This window comes from Paenibacillus sp. J5 (assembly GCF_054955055.1).
This window is the reverse complement of record NZ_JBUEDD010000005.1, coordinates 291,841-312,339: the sequence shown is the minus strand read 5'-3', so window position 1 is coordinate 312,339 and position 20,499 is coordinate 291,841. Positions and strand designations below refer to the sequence as shown.

The window sequence follows — 20,499 nt, the reverse complement described above, 5'->3', positions numbered from 1 at the left end:
TCTATTGTAAACCCTTCCAAAAATCCATAATTGCCCTATATATTGCACATGAATGCCCCATAAATGCCGATCATCCATCTCCTATAATCATAGCAAGGCCGCACGGAGGTCACAAGGTTGAAAGGATGATGAAGCCATGAAAATATCGGTTACGAAGCTGGAATATAACAATTGCGCGTGGGAATGCAGCGCTGGGCATCCTCGCTTCAGTTGGGTATTGGAGGCGGAGGGACAGCGGCAGCGCCAATCGGCCTACCGAATTCTTGTTGCCACCTCGGCTGCTCTGCTGGCACAGGAGGAGCCGGATCTGTGGGATAGCGGCAAGGTGGAGTCGGAGCAATCGGTGTTCGTGCCGTATGCCGGGGCAGACTATGCCAGCCAGCGGGCATGCTGGTGGAAGGTGAAGGTGTGGGATCAGGATGGGCAGGAGAGTGCATGGAGCGAGGCAGGAAGCTGGTTCCAGGGGGTGCCGGAGAGCTGGCAGGGCAGATGGATCGGCCGCATGGCAGAGCCGGGAGCGAACGGACTGCTGCCTAGTCCGTATATTCGCCGTGAGTTCACACTCGGGCAGTCGGTCAAGCGCGCAGTTATCTATGCGACTGCACTCGGGCTGTATGAGCTGAGACTGAACGGGCAGCGGGTGACGGATGCGCTGTTTTTGCCGGGCTGGACAGATTACAACGTGCGCACTCAAGTGCAGGCCTTCGACGTGAGCGGGCTGCTTCAAGCTGGGGAGAACGCACTCGGGGTCATTCTGGGCACCGGCTGGTATGCTGGCTATGTGGGGATGAACGGCAAAAATATCTATGGCGATCAGCCGCAGTTGCTCGTGCAACTGGAGGTGGAGCTGGCAGACGGCACGTATGAGACCCTTGCCACGGATGAGAGGTGGCGCACCGCCATCGGGCCAATTCATTACTCCGATCTGATCAAGGGCGAGACCTTCGACGTCAGTGCGGAATGGGCGGGCTGGGATCGTCCAGGCTTCCTGGAGGAAGGCTGGCAGGCGGCGGAGTTGTTTCCTGACTACAAGGGAGAGCTGGTCGTGCAGGCGGAGCCGCCGATCCGGGTGACGGAGGAGCGGCGATCGGTGAAGACGACTGTGACCGCGGATGGCGCTTATGTGCTGGATATGGGGCAAAATATGGTGGGCTGGGCCAGACTGAACCTGGCGACAGAGCCGGGTGACGAGATCACGGTGCGATACGCTGAGATGTTGAATGAGGATGGGACGCTGTATACCGCCAATCTGCGGAAGGCGGAGCAGGTGAACCGCTATATCGCTCGCGGCGGGGAGAATGAGCAGTTGGAGCCGCATTTCACCTTCCATGGCTTTCGCTATATTGAGCTGTCTGGCTATCGGGGCGAGCTGACAGAGGATTCGGTCATCGGGCTGGTCGTCCATTCCGATATGCAGCGCACCGGGAGCTTGGAAACCTCGGACCCGATGGTGAATCGTCTCTTCCAGAATATTGTGTGGGGACTGCGCGGCAATTACCTGAGTGTGCCGACTGATTGTCCACAGCGCGACGAGCGGCTAGGCTGGACAGGGGATGCGCAAATCTTCGTGCGGACAGCGTCCTATATTATGGATGTGTCGCGGTTTTTCCATAAATATATGATCGACGTCATCGATACGCAGCAGCCGAACGGGGCCTTCCCGGATGTGGCTCCCGACGGCGGCTGGTTGAAGTTTAAGGAAACGATCAATTGGTTCGCATCCCATAATGCAGGCTGGGGTGACGCTGGTGTCGTCATTCCGTGGACAATGTATCTGGCGTATGGGGATCGCGCGATATTGGAGAGACATTATGACAGCATGGCCGCGTGGATCGACTACTTGAAGGAAGAAAGCGATGGCTTGCTTGGCGATGACCGCGCGAATTACGGGGATTGGCTCTCGATTGCGGCGGACACGCCTAAGGATGTACTGGCTACGGCCTACTTTGCCTACAGCACGAAGCTGATGGCCAAGATCGCGGGCGTGCTCGGCAAGGAAGCAGATCAGCAGCGCTATGTGCAATTGTTCAACGAGATTGCTCAAGCATTCACCACGGCCTATGTGGATAAACAGGGTCATATCAAGGGAGATACGCAGACGGTCTATGTGCTGGCCCTGTACTTTGGCTTGCTGGATGGTGAGCTGCACGGCAAGGCGGCTGCCCGACTGAAGCAGCGGATCGCCGATAATGATGGACACTTGTCCACGGGCTTCCTCGGGGTAGGCTATCTGCTGCCAGCGCTGTCGGATAACGGGATGCAGGATATTGCCTACTCCTTGCTGCATAAGGACACCTTCCCGTCCTGGCTCTACTCGGTCAAGCATGGCGCGACGACGATCTGGGAGCGGTGGGATGGCTGGACAGACCATAATGGCTTCCAGGACCCGCATATGAACTCCTTCAATCATTACTCTCTTGGCTCAGTCGGGGAATGGATGTTCCGCTACATGCTCGGTATAGAGGCAGATGAGCAGCAGCCCGGCTTCAAGCATGCCGTTATTCGGCCGCAGCCGGGAGGCAAGCTATCGCATGCGCGCGGCACCTATGATACGCCTTATGGCCGCTATGCCGTCCGTTGGGAGCAGCGAGGCGGGCAGCTAGAGCTGGAGGTCACCGTACCGGTTAATGCGACGGCGACCGTTCACCTGCCGGGCAAGGCGCTGAAGCTGCCAGCGCTTGCGGAGCTGGCAGTTGCAACGGGAAATACAGCTTACGGTTCAGTGGGTGCAGGCGAAGAACAGGCTGCAAGGAGCGTGGAAGCATCACGTAGCTATGATATCGGTTCAGGCGTGTACCGGTTCGTGTGTGCATGGGAGTAGACGCTGCTGGTGATTAATCAAGGTTAGGGAAAGGACACGAACGGCCTCGCTTTGCCATTAGTTCGCTACATGGTGGCCAGAACTGATGCTGCACCGTGGTTTACTAGTTTGCATTCATGCTATGACCGAGCGGTATCGGATTATACGATGCTTAGGCTGAGGGAGGAGTGCTGTTATGCAGCGCTGCTTCCTTCAGCCCGTTAGGCATGGATCATGCTGGGAAGGAGCATACTAAGCGGACAAATAGGATGCAGGGCAAACACCAGCAGACAGCGGAGGTAGTAATATGAAGGAGCGAGGCGGAATCAATACGAGGGTGGTGCTGACGGGGCTGATTATCGGCATGTTCTTCAGCGCGCTGGAGCAGACCATTGTGGGGACGGCGATGCCCACTATTCTTAGCGAGTTGCAGGGCTTCTCCATTATGGCGTGGGTAACGACTGCCTATCTGATTACATCTACAGTCGTGGTGCCGATAGTCGGCAAGCTGTCTGACCTGTACGGGCGGCGCTATCTGTATCTGATCGGAACGATCATATTCACCACGGGCTCAGCACTGTGCGCGACCGCTGGCACGATGGAGCAGTTGATCCTCTACCGCGCCATACAGGGGCTGGGCGGCGGTATGGTCATGCCGCTGTCTCAGACCATTATTGGCGACATCTTCACAGCGGAGCAGCGCGCCAAATGGCAAGGCGTATTCGGCGGCATCTTTGGCCTGAGCTCCGTCATCGGGCCCTTCATCGGCGGCTTCCTGGTGGATACGATTAGCTGGCACTGGATCTTCCTGATCAATGTGCCGTTCGGCCTGCTGTCGGCGATTCTGATCTTCATCGGCATGCGCCGTGAGCTGTCACAGCGAGCAAGCAAGGTATATATCGATTATGCGGGCATAGCCGTGCTGGTGCCGCTGCTTGTATTGCTGTTGCTCGGGTTGTCGCTAGGCGGCGACAAATTCGCCTGGAACTCGGCGGAAAGCTATGCGATGTTCGGCGGCGCCGCGGTGCTGCTGATTGTGTTCATTCTCGTGGAGGCCAGAGCCAAAGAGCCGGTCATTGCGCTCTCGCTGTTCCGTAACCGTGTGTTCACGGTGACGAACAGTCTTGGGTTTCTGCTCGGCTTTGCGATGTTCGGAGCGATCATCTTCGTACCGCTCTATATGCAGGGCATCCTCGGCGTATCCCCGACAAGGGCGGGCTCGACGATGACGCCGATGATGATCGCGCTCATCGCCGCCAGCGTGATCGGAGGCAGGCTGCTCCTGGTCACTCGCTACCGTGCTGTACTGACGGGCGGCATGCTGCTGGCAGCGCTGGGCTTCTACCTGATTAGCAGGATGGGTGTTGACACGACGCAGTTGACCGCGTATGCCAATATGGTCGTGCTCGGTCTCGGCATGGGTCTGGTTATGCCCACACTGATGATTGCCGTGCAAAATGAGTTCCCCAAAACGCAATTAGGCACTGTCACTTCGGCTGCGACCTTCTTCCGTTCAATCGGCGGTACGATCGGAGTGACGGTGTTCACGGCTATTATGAATCATAGGCTGGACAGCAACGTCAAGCAGGCCTTCGCAGCCGCGAGCAGCGACCCGCAGTTGCTCGCAGCGATAGAGGCTCTGGGCAGTCACCCGGAGATCGATCTGTTCAGCCTCTTGATCCGTCCCGAGCTGCTCGGCCTGCCTGCGGAGCTGCAGAACAAGCTGGTTGCACTGATCCGGGAAGCCTGGAGCAGCGCGTTCTCTACCGTCTTCCTTAGCGGGCTGGCCTTCGTAGCGATCGGGGTGCTGCTTGCGCTGCTGGTCGGCAATGGACGTATTCACCGCCACACGGATAAGTAGATGTAACACGTAATGTTCGCCGTAATATGCAACGGAAAGCAGACATGAAATGCAAGCCATAATCCCTGTATCTGTGATACAATAGTTGAATTCGGATACCATATGCTCCGCCAATGCAGGAGGCGGAGCGCAAATGTGCAGGGGGTTATGGAAGTGACACAGATTAACAAGCTCAGCAGCCAGGATGAGTTCGTCGGCTTTTACCTGATCAAGGAGCTGGAGATCAAGCAGACGAACAATACGCCGGCCAAGGACTATTTCGATATTATATTATGTGATGCGAGCGGACAGATTTCGGCGAAGCAGTGGGATGTTTCCCCGACAGATAAGGAAACCTTCTTCCCGATGGGACTGGTGAAGGTGCAAGGGATTGTACAGACGTATCGGGAGCGGCTCCAGGTGAAAATCATGCGCATGCGCAAGGCGACGCCTGAGGATGGCGTGACGCTGACAGACTTTATCCGCTCGGCTCCGATCCGTCCAGTTGACCTGCTGCATACGATTCAGCAGGCGATTGGAGACATCCAGGACGCGGAGATCAAGACGCTGGTGCAGTATTGTGTAGACAAGGTTGGCGACAAGCTGATGCACTACCCGGCTGCCAAAACCCATCATCATGCCTATTACGCTGGTCTTGCCTATCATATCGCCCGGATGCTGGAGCTGGGACACTTCCTGTGCCGCCAGCGTCCGTTCCTTAGTAGCGACCTGATCATTGCGGGAATCATCCTGCATGATATTGCCAAGCCGGAAGAGATGATCGCCCAGCTCGGCATCGTCTCCGAATACAGTGTGCCAGGCAAGCTGCTTGGGCATTTGGCGATGGCCTCCAATTGGATGACCGAGGCGGCAATCCGCAGCGGTATTGAGCCGGAGTCGCCGAAGGTGATGGCACTGCAGCATCTGATTCTCTCCCATCATAACCTTGGCGAGTGGGGCAGCCCCGTCCAGCCGCAGATGGCGGAGGCCGTCGCGCTACACTATATCGATTCGCTGGATGCGAAGCTACAGATGGTGGAGGACGCGCTGGATACGATGCCATCATCAGAGGAATGGACACCGTTCATACGTGGCCTGGAAAATAAGGCTATCTATCGTACCAAGCTGTAGCTGACTCATCGCTTTCAGCTCTTGGCAACGCATCGCGTTGCCGCCCGGTAACGAGGGTACATACCTAGGTAGCGCACAGGGATTTGAGAAGCAACGCACAGCAACGGTACCTTGGTAAGGGGTGCCGCTGTTGTGCGTTGCTGTCATCTATGGGAACAAGCTGGTACATCACGGCAGCCATCCGCTTACAAGGCTGGAAATAGATTTAACAAATTGATCATTTTAACCGATATATAGTATAAATAGGGCAGGGCTATAGAACCAGTAGCTTCCACCCGCTCTATGACGATGGTCTGATTTGTTAAAGCGCTTACTTATAATAAGGAGGCATACCAGCCGATGGATAGCATCAATAAGGCCTTTCTGGGCAAAAGGTTAAAGAGGGATCTGTTCAACAGTCACGGCGTATTCATTGCTCCAGCGCGCACGGTGCTGAATGAGGAACAGCTTGCTATTATCGACAAGCACGGTATCCAATTGGACAGCTTATACATACAGGAGGAGACCCGAAGCTCCAATGTGCAGAGCCGGATGGATACCAGTGCAGCCTATGTACGAGAGTTGTTCGACAAAGCTCGCTATACGAAGCAAGTGCCGCTGCTGGAGATCCGTGAGGAGATCATCCCGATCATCCAGCAGGTGGTGTCAGGGACGACGGATATTCATGAGCTGTTTGCATCCTTGCAGTCGAAGGATGATTATACATATCGGCACAATGTGGCCGTCGGCGTACTCTCGACACTGATCGGGCGTTGGCTTGGCATGCCGGAGAGCGAGCTCGCGCAGCTAACGCTGGCAGCCACACTGCATGACATCGGCAAGCTCAAAATTCCACATGATCTGCTGGTCAAGCCGGATCGGCTGACGACCGAGGAGTTCGAGCTGGTCAAGAAGCATACCATATTTGGCTACGAAATGATCAAGGAGACGGTCGGCGCCACACACATGCAAGCGGTCGTCGCCTTGCAGCATCACGAGCGACAGGACGGCAGCGGTTACCCGCTGGCGCTGCGTGGCGACCAGATTGCACCGCTTAGCCGGATTGTCGCGATAGCCGATATATTTCATGCAATGACGTCCGAACGCCCGTACCGCAAGGCTGCGCCATTCTACCAGACATTGCAGGAGATGAATACCCATACATTTGGCGAGCTTGAACCGCATGTGTGCCGGATATTTATTGATCGGATGATGCAATCCACACTCAGCCACGAGGTTGTACTGACAGATGGCAGACGCGGGACAATCATTCTGATTCATCGACATGATCCGTTGCGTCCGCTCATTAGCATTGATGATGTCTTTATTGATCTGAGCAAGGACTCCACGTTGAAGATTGTCTCGGTAGCACCCAAGAAGCATTAATTGGATTGATTTGCAAAAAATTCAAATTTATCCTTGACAATTCCGATTTTTCTATGCTAGCTTGTAAAGTAACTATCTATTTCTTTGGATATACATAGGCACGATATACTAGACACTACGGCTGGCCAGGACCGTATCAGCCGCTTGTAGGTTTGTCCTGGTGCAAGTGTTCCGGCCCGGTGCTGCTACTTCCGGGTCTTTTTTTGCGAGAACAGAAGATTCTCGGTGGAGTATGGAGAACGATCTGAACATGTCTAGGGAGGTTACAGGATGGACAGTCTAGCTCAGGCAAGCGACAATGTGAAGGCGTTCAAGCAACTGGTGGAGAAGAGCAGTCGAATTGTCTTTTTTGGAGGAGCAGGGGTTTCTACAGAGAGCGGGATACCGGACTTTCGTTCGGCAGACGGTCTGTTCCGCTCGCAGGGACAGGACAAGCTGTCACCGGAGGAGCTGTTGAGTCGGGCGTTTTTCCTGCGGTACCCGGAGGAGTTCTATGCGTTCTACGCCAACACTATGATTCATGCCGATGCCAGGCCGAATCCGGCGCATCGGATGCTGGCACAGCTGGAGCGGCAGGGCAAGCTGAAGGCCATCGTTACCCAAAATATAGACGGGCTCCACCAGATGGCAGGCAGTCATAATGTGCTGGAGCTGCATGGCTCTGTGCATCGCAATTATTGCATGACGTGCAAGACACCGTACCCGCTGTCAACCGTGCTGGAGGCAGGTGGCGCGGTGCCTCACTGCGACAGGTGCGGCGGCATCATCCGACCGGATGTCGTACTGTATCAGGAAAATCTGGACATGGAGCTGCTGGAGCGCGCTGCCGCTGCCATAAGTGAGGCAGATATGCTCATTGTCGCAGGAACGTCACTCGTCGTCCAGCCTGCGGCCGGCCTGGTGCGGCTGTATCGGGGGGATCGGCTGGTGCTGATCAACAGAAGCGAGACACCGCTGGATCGTTCGGCCCGGTTGCTGCTTCGCGACAGCGTTGGGAAGATGATGGATACGCTCAGGCCGTTGTAGGGTCAAGTGATGGCGTTTTGACATTGCAAAGGAGGAATCAAGACGATGACAGGTAAAATCTTGATGCTTCGTGAGCCAGAGGTCAGCACCTATACATCTTATGGCTGCTTATTTTCGATGATGGATGAGGATGTATGGCCGTGGATCTTCAATAACTTCATTCAGTTGCGGTTCGCCAAGGACTGGGGGATTTTAACCTTTGATTCACATCAGCTATTGCTCAAAAATTGTCCCGGTATATCCTTCTACGATCTGCCGCAGGATATGATTGTGCAGAAATGGGATCATTCGTTGCGCAATGTCATTACGGAATCCATCGATCTGGGCTACTACCTGTTCATCTATGTGGATCGTTACTATATCGCAGGAACAAGCTCCTATCAGCGGGAGCATTTCCCGCAGGAGCTTTTTATCTATGGCTATGATTTGGAGCGGGAGACGGTGTATATAGCGGATAATTCGCAGGATAACAGATTCATTGCTGCAAGATGCTCATTCGATGAGCTGGAGCAGGGGTACTGGGAGCTGGAGCACACCCGAGGCTTTGTGACAGAGATACGATTCCTGAAGCGCAATGTCCCCTCTAACAGTCAGATCAATCTGGAGCAGATTGCTGTCAATCTGGAATATTACCTCTATTCGCGCAAGCGCCCTGATCAGGTGGAGGATCAGGAGTTTGAGTATGGGCTGCAAGCGGTTGAGCGGCTGCTGACCGAGCTTGACGCGCATGAGAGCACCGCAGGAGAACTGGATGCTCGCCCTTATGATCTGCTCTATGAGCATAAGTGGCTGCTGGAGCAGCGGGTGGCGTACTTGATGGACAACGGCTTCATCTTCGAGGATCGGCCTGTGCAGCGCGGGATGGAGCGATTGAAGGGAGCCTATGCTGCTCTGCGGGATAGAGTGCTGGAGTACAATGCGTCACGGCAGGCCTCGCTGCTGCAGTCCATCAGCGAGCAGTTGAAGCGCAATCTGGAGGAGGAGAAACGCTGCCTAACGATTCTGCTTCATATGGTCAGACAAGGGAAAGCGAGCGTGGCCAAGGGCTGGACATCTGCTGCAGGCGAGCTGGCGCGCCAGTAGTGCAAGGGGGTTAAGTCGCCGCACAAGGTCAACCCGGCGGAAAGAACGGCTGGAGGAGATGCCGGGTTGGCAAGGTGTGGCCCTCATATCGCATCGTTAAACAGTGAGGCTAGCTTACTGAATGGATTGGCGGGCTCCTCCTGATCCTCGTCGGAATAGACAATCTTCGAGGTGTACAGCGGATCGGAGGCCGCATTATTCTGTTCGAATGCTAGCTGGGGGAAGACATGCTTGAATAGCTTCGCCGTATTGAAGGCATCGTCCAGGGCACTGTGATGCGTCCCGAAGAAACGGATATCGGTTAAGGTCAGCGCTTGCTGAAGTCCGATGCGCTGGCCGAGGCTGCTGCCTTGGAGCTGGGTAAACATCCGCTGAATATCATTGAAGTTCGCGATCCAGTCCAGCGGAATGTTCTGGGCTCTGCATTGCCGCACGAGCTGTTGCTTGTCATCTGGCCCCCAGGAGCACAGGTAGTAGGGCGTATCGCCGAGCCACTGCTTGAAGAGAGAGACCGCTTCAGTGAAGGTAGGCGCATGATCCGCCTGCTCCTGTGTGATGCCGGTAAATTCGGTCGTCTGAGGGGTAATCGTCTTGTGATGGAAGGGCCGTACATGAGTATGGAACAGATCGACCATCATGGGTGTTCCCTGCTCTTCGCGGAGCATGATGGCGCCGATCTCCAGAATATCTGCCATATGCTTGCTGTTTCGAAGAACTGTAAATTCAAGATCGAACACAATGTAATTCATCGCTGCTCACCCTTTCACAACACTTCTGCGCTTGCCTACAACCACTATACCATATTATCAGGCGAATGACTGTAGAGAGGAGTCCTGACCCTTGATATAATTCGAGCCTGGCTGTAGAATAAAGGCATTTACTCAATGAGCAAGGGGAGATTAGCGTGCTTGAGGAGGATATTAGAATAACGAAGAGTAGAGAGGCTATTTTGCAGGCAATGGAAACGTTACTCAAACAAAAGCCTTTTCGAAAAATTACCGTTAACGATATATGTCAGACTGCTGTTGTAGGACGCACGACATTCTATTCTCATTTTGAGGATAAATATAAGCTCATCTCTTATGTTCTGCAACAGGAGCAGCAATGGCTGGAGGATATCATACTGAAGTCGCCACCCCATGAAGTCATATTGAATGTACTGCTGGATATTCAACAGAATAAAAGGCTGTACTACCATCTCTTTGTGGTCGAGGTATCGGAGGAATTACAGCGTCTGCTCCAAGATACGTTTAATCGTTTTTTCACCACTATACTCCTGGTCTGCAAGGCGGAGGGTGTGCAATTGCCCAGCGAGTCGTTGCCGCTTCTCGTTGCTTATTATACAAACGGCGTTGTCGGTATGATATTATGGTGGGCCGAGAATGATTTCTCCATGCCGGCTGAAGAAGTGACCTCATGCCTGTCGAATCTGCTGGGATACTTATGGGAATAGATCTGCCCTGCCCTATGCTTGCCATTATATCTGCTATGTGAACGTCTGTACCATAATCAAAACAACCTAAACTATCCGCTAACGAACACTTGGGAGCTACATGTTCGTTAGCGGATAGTTTGCTTGCAATTGTGTCTTACCACAGGGACCTTGCTAGAGATATGATTTAGTTAGAGCCGGATGACATGTGCAGCAATGCAGTTGACAGCGACGAGTAACTAATTTCATCCATAAATTGAGGAGGTACCGAACATGATCAACTACAGAAAGCCAAGAATAGATGAGTTGAAGGACGTAGCACGCATGGGTGCCGTGTCATTCGCAGATTATCCATTATGTGATGAGATCAGAGGGGAATTCAAAGATGAGGATCGCTTTATCGATTTCATGACAGAGGTGTTTCAGGTTTACATTGGCGCCTATTATAATAAAAGTGTCGTCTTTGTGGGAGAAGAGGACAATAAGATTAAAAGCTATGCTATTGTAGAACGTCCGTACAGTAGGAGTGTCGGATTGTTTGATTATTTCCGTGCGGGTGCCTTCAGATTATTCAGAACGGTCAGCATCACGAAAGTATTTAAATTTCTTAAAATACTCAACGAAGGTCATGAACCAAGTAAGGAGCTTAAACACCATTCCTGGTTCTTAGAGTCTCTGGCGGTGGATCATACGAGCAGGGGCCAGCAGTTGGGCAGCAAAATGCTTAAGGATTGCGTGATTCCTTACATTAAGCAGCAGAGTAAAGGCAAGGATTCAGAATCTTTTGTCACGTTTACAAACAATGAAATAAATAGAAGATTTTATACTAAAAATGGATTTGATGAGTATGATGCCTCAACAATTGAACGGAATGGGAAAACGATCGGCAATTGGAGCTTCAAGATGTCGATATCTCCAGTGAAGGCGTAGCGTATCCATAGCCGCCTTAATATGCGATCTAACATCATAATGCTGGTGTGAGAGTGTGGTTGCAGAACGAGGTGAATAGCTCCCTTGAGATACACAGGTTAGTCAGAATGTCTGGCTGGCCTTTTTTTCATGGCGGAAGCAGGCTTGGAACCTGATGTTTCATTTAATTTGTAATTGGAATTGGACGGTACATGCACGTCTGGGCTCCTGCCCACATACAATAAGGTGACCATGAACAATGAGGAAGGATTTCGACAGCATTCCCTAATTCCATAAGTTCATCGTACATGTGCAGGAGGTGGCCCTGAAATGCCAGGATTGTTCAGTGCAATTGCCTTATTCATTAAACAGTTAACCTTGCTCGTATCCTATGTGAAGAATAATGCATTTCCCCAACCGTTAAGTGAAGTTGAGGAGGCGTTGCATCTACAACGGATGGCTGAAGGCGATCCAGTGAGCAGAAACTTATTAGTGGAGCACAATCTGCGGCTTGTAGCGCATATTGTCAAGAAGTTCGACAACACCGGCGAAGACCTGGAGGATCTGATCTCGATCGGCACGATCGGGCTGATCAAGGCGATTGAGAGCTATCAGGCCGGGAAGGGCACGAAGCTGGCGACCTTTGCTGCGCGTTGTATCGAGAATGAGATCCTGATGCATCTTCGTTCGTTGAAGAAGACGAGGAAGGATGTCTCGCTGCATGATCCGATTGGGACGGACAAAGAAGGGAACGAAATTACTCTCATCGATATACTGGGTACAGACACGGACGATGTCGTCGACAAGGTGCAATTAAAGATTGAAAAGAGCAAAATCTACCGCAATCTGGATATATTGGACGATCGGGAGAAGGAAGTGGTGGTCGGTCGGTTCGGTCTGGAGGCGGGAGGAGAGGAACGGACGCAGCGGGAGATTGCCAAGGAGCTGGGCATCTCAAGAAGCTATGTCTCTCGAATAGAGAAGAGGGCGCTGATGAAGCTGTACCATGAGTTTTATAAGGCGAAGAAATAAGCGTTAACTGTGGCGGTCACGGCCTTGTATTCGACAAGGTAGTGACCGCTTGTTTTGTTTAACCGAACTTCAATCTCTCTTGCAAGGGCTTTGCTGTTTGTGCAATGGTCCTTATGCTATAATTTTAGGCATAGATGGCCAGGGTTAATTCCTGAATAATACCATAATAATCAGGCGGTGATTCGTGTGAACCGGCTTCATGACTTAAATAAGTTCATTAAACTAACAGGCGATCGGGCGAAATTGGATGCAAAAGCTAACGGCACATACATTGTGTATAAGACAAGTGATGGTCATATGGTTAAAGAGTACAGCAATGGGGATATAGAACGTATCGAGGTTTCGGAGCTCTCCAATGAATAGTCCTATTGCTACGATGTTTGTGTTTGCTGGAAACAACGGCAGTGGCAAAAGCACAATTCGAAATCTCATTGTGGATCGCATTGGTGTTAGTATAAATATTGATGCTGATGCACTTGCACGCGCCATTGATGCTGAACAACCTGAGCGACATAAAGTGAGTGCTGGGAAAGAAGCGATTAAAATTGTACGAGATTGTATTCGAAACAAACGGGATTTTTCAATTGAGACGACGCTGGCTGGCGGCAACGTCATTCGTCAAATGCGTGAAGCGAAGGAAAATGGCTTCGAGGTGGTAATGTTCTATGTTGGACTAGGCGATTATAGATTGAATATCGAAAGGGTTGCCGTCCGGGTGAAAAACGGCGGACATCATATTCCATCCGAAGATATCATAAGGCGACACTATACCTCCATAGAAAATTTACTAGCTCATCTTGATCTCATCGATTATTTAGTTCTGATCGATAATAGTGAATCCGATGGTAAGATCGTTGTGGAAGCCGGCCCAAAAAGTGTTATTTATCGAGCTGCTGAGCTGCCTGAGTGGGCAAGGAAAGTTGAGAAGCACCTAGATCAGATCTAATTCAAGAGCGTATAGATGAGATAAATGCTAAAAACTTATGAGCACTAATGACATTAGAACGAAGACAAGGAAGGACGTCTCGCTGCATGATCCGATTGGGACGGACAAAGAAGGGAACGAAATTACTCTCATCGATATATTGGGTACGGACACAGACGATGTCGTCGACAAGGTGCAATTAAAGATTGAAAAGAGCAAAATCTACCGCAATCTGGATATATTGGACGATCGGGAGAAGGAAGTGGTGGTCGGTCGGTTCGGTCTGGAGGCGGGAGGAGAGGAACGGACGCAGCGGGAGATCGCCAAGGAGCTGGGCATCTCAAGAAGCTATGTCTCTCGAATAGAGAAGAGGGCGCTGATGAAGCTGTACCATGAGTTTTATAAGGCGAAGAAATAAGCGTTAATGTGGCGGTCACTGCCTTGTATTCGACAAGGTAGTGACCGCTTGTTTTATGATCTTGACATGTATTTCGAGTTCTTGGTGTATGTCGATGCTTACGTACTTAACTAGAATTTATAAGAATCTATGTGTTTCTTTTGTATTAATGGGATATTCATTATTTATTTACAAAATAATTTTCATTTAACACCTGAATTTCGTATCCTATTCTTGAATTCGATGTCTTGTTGATCATGAAGCGTGATTTTGCTGGTGGACGGGCATAGGATACATTTGGTATCTGGAAGAGTGGCGAATCGCAATACATGATATGTTTAAAAAGTAACGTGTGCAAGTTCAGTAAAATAATTGAACGCTATCGATATAACGTGCTTTAATTTGAATGTAAAACCCATTTTTCTAGTGATAAATTAGTAATAAACTGGTTTATAAATAAAATGAAAAACAACGAAAAATATTTTTATGATACGACATAAAACGACAAAATCTCCTATTGATTCCTGTTATTCGAGCGAGTAGACTGATGGAGTAGAAAATGATAGTCGAAAATAATAGGTTAATAGTCCTATACTAATTGGGCTAATTTTACAAATGAGAAGGAGATGTGTTGGTCATCAATACGAGAAAAATAGTTGTTCTACTGTCTGTACTCATGCTCATGGTACAGCTATTTGGTGTGCCTGTTTTTGGAGGGAGCATCCTATCTGCAGCAGAGCGCATCGTCTCTCCAGGTGTTGCTGTGGGTCTGAGTGCTACGCTGTTTCTGTCTCCGGATGGGAAAGTGAAGGCAAGCGGCAATACCAGCTATGGGGAGACGGGTGTGGGCAGCACAGCCACAGCGAAGGAAATTCCTGGTCTGTCCAATGTCAAGCAGGTTGCATTGAAGGGCAGGGCATCATTCGCGCTGATGGAGGATGGAACTGTGAAGTCATGGGGAAGCGGCTCGGAGCTGGGTGCAGCTTCCACGACATACAGGTCAACACCCACTGTCATCGCCAATCTGTACAACGTCCAGCAGATTGGAGCTGGCAGCGGATTTGCGGCAGCACTGCTGAAGGATGGAACCGTCAAGGTATGGGGGGCGAATAGCTCCGGCCAGTTAGGGAACGGGACCACGACGACGTCGGCAACTCCTGTGCTTGTCTCTGGTCTAACCAATGTGAAGAAAATCTCTGTGGGCGGGAGTCATATGCTGGCGCTGCTCAAGGATGGTACAGTCAAGTCTTGGGGCTTGAATAGCCTGGGACAACTGGGGCTTGGCAATACGGAGAATCGGCTTGCTCCTGTGACAGTGCCTGGTCTGTCAGGTGTTAAGGATATTAGCGCAGGAACGTTTCATTCACTGGCGATTATGAGTGATGGCAAGGTGAAGGCGTGGGGCGCCAACAATTACGGTGAATTGGGGAACGGTACGACGACATATGCTTCAACTCCAGTCGATGTCTCATCATTGTCCAATGTCGTTCAGATATCAGCGGGCAACGGGATGTCGATGGCTGTAGTGTCCAACGGCACGCCGTATGTGTGGGGAAATGGCAGCAACTATCAACTGGGATTGGGCAATACGTCCAATCAACGCTCCCCGGTTCCGCTCTCTTCCATCTCGGATGCGGCCTTCGTGGTAGCCGGACAAGTCAATAGCTTCATCATCATGAACGATTATTCGGTCAAGGCATCAGGGGAAAATGCTAATTACCATTTTGGCAACGGAGGCAGCTCAACCTTGACGCAGTATGCAGATATTACAGGCTTGAAGGTCATGTCTGTGCCGATCGACATCACGCTGCTTGACCCGCTCGGGGTGGAGGTCATCTCAGGCCATTCGTCAGATTCCTCCTTCCTGCTTGACAAGGGAGCTGTCAAGGCGTGGGGGGATAATAGCTTCGGGCAGCTTGGATTAGGCGATACCTCCTTGCGCACGATGCCCACAGCTATCCCGAATCTAACCTCCGTGCGGCAGATCAGCACAGGACAGTCCCATACGCTGGCCGTGCTGGAGGATGGTACGGTCATGGCCTGGGGCTATAATGCATATGGTCAATTGGGATTGGGGAACACGACCAATCGCAATGTGCCGACGGCAGTTCCCGGCTTGAGCGGCGTGCGGCAGGTCGTTGCTGGACAGCATCACTCATTGGCTGTGCTGGAGGATGGTACGGTCATGGCCTGGGGCTACAATACATACGGGCAATTAGGTCTTGGGAACACGACCAATCGCAGTGTGCCGACGACAGTTCCCGGCCTGAGTGATGTGAAGCAGTTGACCGCAGGAATGGATTATACGCTTGCGTTGCTGGAGGATGGCACAGTGAAGGCCTGGGGCAACAATACGAGCGGGCAGTTGGGACTCGGCGACACGACGAGTCGCAATACGCCTGTGAGTATTCCTAGCTTTGGAGGGGTCAGGCAACTGATCTCCGGCCAGTCCCACACACTGGCCTTGTTAGAAGATGGTTCAGTCAGATCTTGGGGCATTAATGGATACGGTCAGCTCGGACATGGCAATACGACTACTCGCAATACACCGACAGCGGTCTCGGGTCTTAGCGGAGTCGTGCAACTGAGCGCAGGTCAATATTATTCATTAGCGGTGCTGGGGGATGGCACTGTGAAGACATGGGGGTATAACGGAAACGGGCGTCTCGGCTTAGGGAACGAGACGAATCAATCCGCTCCTACGGTTGTCCCGGGATTGAACAATGCGAGACAGATCAGCGCTGGCTCCAGGCATGGGTTGCTGTTGCAGAAGGACGGGAGAGCTATGGTGTGGGGCTTTAACGGCTCGGGTCAATTGGGGCTGGGGGAAACCAGTAATGGCCGCAGTACTCCAACGGGGATCGCCGGGGTGAATAGCATTCGGCAAATCGTTGCCGGGTCGAACTATTCCATAGCGCTGCTGGAGAACGGGACATTAAAATCCTGGGGCTCTAATACTTACGGACAACTGGGACTTGGAAATAATGTCGATCAAGTGACACCGGCCGAGATTGCGCGTCTGACCAATGTGAAGCAGGTAAGCGCTGGCAGCCGCCATACGGTGGCATTGCTCCAGGACGGGACGGTGCTGGCATGGGGGTATAACGGAAATGGCGAACTGGGGCTGGGAGATACGACGAACCGAAATGCTCCGACGGTGATTCCGGGTCTCAGCGGAGTGAAGCAGATTAGCGCGGGACAATCGTTTACATTAGCGCTTATGGAGGATGGCAAGGTCAAAGCATGGGGCCTGAACTCCAGCGGTCAATTAGGGCAAGGCGATACCAATAACCGGACAACTCCGACAACCGTTCTGTTTTTGAAATTTGTGACACAGGTCGCGGCGGGATACTCTCATTCCCTGGTCTTAATAGATGACGGCACGGTGAGATCCTGGGGAAGCAATGCGTCTGGGCAATTGGGTCATGGAGATACGGCAAATCGCGATCTGTCCACTATCATTCCTACTATTAAAGGCGTGAAGCAGTTAAGTGCCGGAGATTCTTACACCGTAGCGCTCATGCAGGATGGGACAGTCATGGCATGGGGCTATAATGCATACGGTCAATTGGGGCTGGGCAATACGACGAACAGGACTACACCGGTAGTTGTTCCCAATCTAAGCGGCGTCAAGCAATTGAGCGCGGGAAGATATCATGCGTTAGCGCTCACGGCAGATCACATGGTGAAGTCATGGGGGCGTAATACGACCGGACAATTGGGGCTTGGAGACTTCACCTCACGCTATGTTCCGACAACACTTCCTTCCATCAGCCAAGTGAAGCAACTGGCGGCTGGCGAGAGCCATTCCCTGGCGTTGACCGACCATGAGGAAGTGAAGGCATGGGGGGATAACGTCAATGCTGCGCTGGGCTACAAGAGCTCCCGCACGAGCCCGGAGGATGTTCCGATCTCGGCACTGACCTATCAGCCTCGCCTCTACCTATCCGGGCAAGAGGGCGCCACCGCTGTACTGACCTATTACGTGGATGGAGAGACGACGCCACGGCAGAGCAAGAGCATTCGCCTCACGGCAGCAGGCCAACTGGTCACGATGGATGCGTTCGATACATTCAGCTTGTCCGAGGGGTTGCATACGCTGCGCGTAGAGGCCACGGATGGAACGCAGATCATACAGCAATCCGTGACCTTTACTGTAGATAATGCGCCAACGGGGAGTGAGTTCTCGGCGACCTCTACCGTCAACTCGATTACGGCTAGCGTGAAGAAGAGCTCCAGCAATCTGGCGGCCAAGCCGCTCCGCATATCGTTGGGCAATAAATCCAGCGACTGGATGGCTTTCTCGCTGGAAGCGTCCTATACCTTCGCGTCCTTGACTGCGGATCAGCGCTATCCGGTTACCTTTGAGATAAAGGATGCATCCGGCAAGATTACGAAGGAGATCCGAAGCTATTATACTCTTGCAGCCAAGCCGACTCTGAAGCTGACCGCTACCACCCCGAATGGGGCTGCCTTTGCGATCACAGACAGTAATCCGAAGCATACCCAGTATCAACTGATCGTCGGGAACAGGACGGTTAACGAGAACGGACAACTGGTTGCCGAGCCGACATGGATTACGCTGCCTGACAAGACGATTCGTATTCAAGGACTGACGGCCAGCAAGTCCTACAAGGTAAGCATCAAGGCGCGCAACCAGGAGGGAGTCGAGACAGAGGAATCGGCATCGGTTCAAGTAGGTACACCGGTCAAGCCGCCTGCCATCCCGCAGCAGCTCACGGCGGAGACAACGGCGAGTACGATCCGGTTATCCTGGATGCCTGTAGCGGATGCGACAGGGTATCAACTGGAGAGGGATAATTCATATACGGTTATCAATACTGGAGCGGCTACAAGCTATATGTACACCGGATATGTGCCGGATATGAGTTTTACGTTCCGAGTTCGGGCGATCAAGTACGGCGTTTATGGCGAGTGGAGCAATCCGATTCAGGCTAAAACCCTGACTGCCCCACCAACTGTACCCAATAACGTGCGCGCTGCTGCAACCAGCAAGACGGTCACCTTGTCTTGGAATCCGGTAACGTTAGCGGTTGCTTATGAGGTGGAATGGGATGGGCAGATTGTTCGTGCAGGCACGCAGACGACCTGGAAGCAGATCGGCTTGCAGCCGGGCAGCCAGCATACGTATCGGGTGCGTGCAGTCAATGCCGGAGGGCCGGGCATCTGGTCGGCGCATGTAGCCGTGATGACAGGAACAGCGCCGCCGACCGGGATACAATCGCTGACGGGAGAGGCGAGCGACCGCAGTGTCAGCCTGCGGTGGCAGCCGATCGATGATGCCAGCTATTATGAGCTGGAGGCGGACGGGCAGCTATTTCATAATGGCAGCTCCTTCTTCGCCGAGCTGAAGGGACTCGCACCCGGAACCGCGCATCAGTATCGGGTGCGTGCTGTCAATGAATATGGTGTCGGCCCTTGGAGCGGCATGCTCGCACTCACGACCAATAAACTGCCGACTCCATCAGGTGTGAAGGAGAAGCAAGAGGACACCTCTGTGCTGCTTACATGGGTTGCTGTGCCGCTAGCGACCGGCTATCAGGTCGAGGCAGACGGGCAGCTTCGCGAGATTGCCACGCCCGAATACAGCCATCTCGGACTGACACCAGAGACGACGCATACGTACCGTGTACGTGCGAAAGGTGCAGAGGGCGTCAGTGGCTGGTCTGCCCTGATAACCGTCCAGACCTTGCCGCTCAAGCCAGCCGTCCCGGCAGCGGTGAATGCGCTCGCTGGCAGGGATTATGTGACGCTGACGTGGAACCAGGCAAGTGGGGCGACAGCTTATGAGGTGGAGATTGACGGCAAGATTATTATCGATAACTTCAATGACACGAAGTACACCGATACACTGTTGGATCCGTTCACGTCGCATACGTACCGTGTCCGCTCGAAGACCGATGCTGTAGAGGGAGAATGGACAGCGCCAGTGGCGATCCAGACGTTGCCAGACCGTCCAGCGCCTCCGGTCAATATCGTGGTGACTTCCAGCGGCAATATTGTGAAGCTGGCATGGGATGCCGATCCGTCTGCGATTGGCTACGATCTGGAGGTAAATGGACAACTGGTGAACAACGGTCTGAATACCGAATACAAGCATCGCAAGGTAGCCGTTGGCTCGGAGCACCGCTATCGGGTTCGAATCCGTAATCAGGCGGGAGTGGGCGATTGGAGCGGCTTGATTATTAATAATAATCTGACCGCACGAATGACGAAGGGTAACACGTTCAACCTGGGATTGACGGGCTCGAATGTAACTGATTTTAGCCGTTATACGTTGACGGTGACCTATGATCCGCAGGCGATGAGTGTCGCCGATCTGTCCACCTTGACGGGACAGCCGGAGCTGGAGCCAGGGCGGATCGAAGGCACAGATATTACGGTCACCTCCTTCCGGCCGGGGCAGATTGTATTTGTAACGGATCGGGTAGTGAAGCCAGGGGAATCGTGGACAGGCGTCATTAACAGCATCAAATTTATGGCACATGTTACGGGCGGTTCTGCATTGACATATTCCGTTATTCAAAATTAATAGATG

Annotated in this window: 12 protein-coding genes and 1 pseudogene; 12 read left to right on the top strand and 1 reads right to left on the bottom strand. The window is 52.5% G+C overall.

From position 1 onward, the window contains the following. Positions 1-136: 136 nt before the first annotated feature. The 6 genes from ACY1JZ_RS11445 to ACY1JZ_RS11420 all read left to right on the top strand — a co-directional run bounded on the left by ACY1JZ_RS11445 (position 137) and on the right by ACY1JZ_RS11420 (position 9,245). The gene (locus ACY1JZ_RS11445; protein ID WP_462629253.1) at positions 137-2,821 is read left to right on the top strand and encodes a family 78 glycoside hydrolase catalytic domain; all 2,685 of its coding nucleotides are present in this window, start codon (positions 137-139) and stop codon (positions 2,819-2,821) included. A 286-nt stretch (positions 2,822-3,107) separates the two neighbouring features. Next, the gene (locus tag ACY1JZ_RS11440) at positions 3,108-4,661 is read left to right on the top strand and encodes an MDR family MFS transporter (protein WP_462629251.1); all 1,554 of its coding nucleotides are present in this window, start codon (positions 3,108-3,110) and stop codon (positions 4,659-4,661) included. Between the two features lie 153 nt (positions 4,662-4,814). Beyond that, positions 4,815-5,771 carry a 3'-5' exoribonuclease YhaM family protein gene (locus ACY1JZ_RS11435; protein WP_270164513.1) on the top strand — a complete coding sequence of 319 codons (957 nt, stop codon included), beginning with the start codon at positions 4,815-4,817 and terminating at the stop codon, positions 5,769-5,771. A 339-nt stretch (positions 5,772-6,110) separates the two neighbouring features. Beyond that, positions 6,111-7,136 carry an HD-GYP domain-containing protein gene (locus ACY1JZ_RS11430; protein ID WP_462629250.1) on the top strand — a complete coding sequence of 342 codons (1,026 nt, stop codon included), beginning with the start codon at positions 6,111-6,113 and terminating at the stop codon, positions 7,134-7,136. A gap of 270 nt (positions 7,137-7,406) precedes the next feature. Continuing rightward, on the top strand, positions 7,407-8,162 hold the full coding sequence (locus ACY1JZ_RS11425; RefSeq protein WP_270164511.1) for an NAD-dependent protein deacylase: 756 nt from the start codon (positions 7,407-7,409) through the stop codon (positions 8,160-8,162). Between the two features lie 45 nt (positions 8,163-8,207). Then, positions 8,208-9,245 carry a cysteine peptidase family C39 domain-containing protein gene (locus ACY1JZ_RS11420; RefSeq protein WP_462629248.1) on the top strand — a complete coding sequence of 346 codons (1,038 nt, stop codon included), beginning with the start codon at positions 8,208-8,210 and terminating at the stop codon, positions 9,243-9,245. 83 nt (positions 9,246-9,328) lie between these two features. On the opposite strand, the gene ACY1JZ_RS11415 is transcribed toward ACY1JZ_RS11420, so the two are convergent. Further along, on the bottom strand, positions 9,329-9,994 hold the full coding sequence (locus ACY1JZ_RS11415) for a 3'-5' exonuclease (protein ID WP_462629247.1): 666 nt from the start codon (positions 9,992-9,994) through the stop codon (positions 9,329-9,331). A gap of 155 nt (positions 9,995-10,149) precedes the next feature. On the opposite strand from ACY1JZ_RS11415, the gene ACY1JZ_RS11410 reads away from it, so the two are divergent. From ACY1JZ_RS11410 to ACY1JZ_RS11385, 6 genes and pseudogenes are all read left to right on the top strand, one after another. After that, on the top strand, positions 10,150-10,698 hold the full coding sequence (locus ACY1JZ_RS11410; RefSeq protein ID WP_462629246.1) for a TetR/AcrR family transcriptional regulator: 549 nt from the start codon (positions 10,150-10,152) through the stop codon (positions 10,696-10,698). 252 nt (positions 10,699-10,950) lie between these two features. Continuing rightward, positions 10,951-11,607, top strand: coding sequence for a GNAT family N-acetyltransferase (locus ACY1JZ_RS11405; protein ID WP_462629245.1), 657 nt, complete (start codon positions 10,951-10,953; stop codon positions 11,605-11,607). A gap of 309 nt (positions 11,608-11,916) precedes the next feature. Next, the gene (sigK, locus tag ACY1JZ_RS11400; RefSeq protein WP_270164506.1) at positions 11,917-12,618 is read left to right on the top strand and encodes an RNA polymerase sporulation sigma factor SigK; all 702 of its coding nucleotides are present in this window, start codon (positions 11,917-11,919) and stop codon (positions 12,616-12,618) included. A gap of 355 nt (positions 12,619-12,973) precedes the next feature. Next, complete coding sequence (locus tag ACY1JZ_RS11395; RefSeq protein WP_462629243.1) at positions 12,974-13,564, top strand: ATPase; 591 nt, start codon at positions 12,974-12,976, stop codon at positions 13,562-13,564. 61 nt (positions 13,565-13,625) lie between these two features. Beyond that, positions 13,626-13,961, top strand: a pseudogene (locus tag ACY1JZ_RS11390) (sigma-70 family RNA polymerase sigma factor); the annotation flags it as partial. 610 nt (positions 13,962-14,571) lie between these two features. Continuing rightward, positions 14,572-20,493, top strand: coding sequence for an RCC1 domain-containing protein (locus ACY1JZ_RS11385; RefSeq protein ID WP_462629242.1), 5,922 nt, complete (start codon positions 14,572-14,574; stop codon positions 20,491-20,493). Positions 20,494-20,499: the final 6 nt, after the last annotated feature.

Coding starts and splice junctions, on each gene's coding strand:
- ACY1JZ_RS11430 (WP_462629250.1), top strand. CDS start 6,111: ATGGATAGCATCAATAAGGCCTTTCTGGGCAAAAGGTTAAAGAGGGAT.
- ACY1JZ_RS11440 (WP_462629251.1), top strand. CDS start 3,108: ATGAAGGAGCGAGGCGGAATCAATACGAGGGTGGTGCTGACGGGGCTG.
- sigK (WP_270164506.1), top strand. CDS start 11,917: ATGCCAGGATTGTTCAGTGCAATTGCCTTATTCATTAAACAGTTAACC.
- ACY1JZ_RS11445 (WP_462629253.1), top strand. CDS start 137: ATGAAAATATCGGTTACGAAGCTGGAATATAACAATTGCGCGTGGGAA.
- ACY1JZ_RS11425 (WP_270164511.1), top strand. CDS start 7,407: ATGGACAGTCTAGCTCAGGCAAGCGACAATGTGAAGGCGTTCAAGCAA.
- ACY1JZ_RS11420 (WP_462629248.1), top strand. CDS start 8,208: ATGACAGGTAAAATCTTGATGCTTCGTGAGCCAGAGGTCAGCACCTAT.
- ACY1JZ_RS11395 (WP_462629243.1), top strand. CDS start 12,974: ATGAATAGTCCTATTGCTACGATGTTTGTGTTTGCTGGAAACAACGGC.
- ACY1JZ_RS11405 (WP_462629245.1), top strand. CDS start 10,951: ATGATCAACTACAGAAAGCCAAGAATAGATGAGTTGAAGGACGTAGCA.
- ACY1JZ_RS11415 (WP_462629247.1), bottom strand. CDS start 9,994: ATGAATTACATTGTGTTCGATCTTGAATTTACAGTTCTTCGAAACAGC.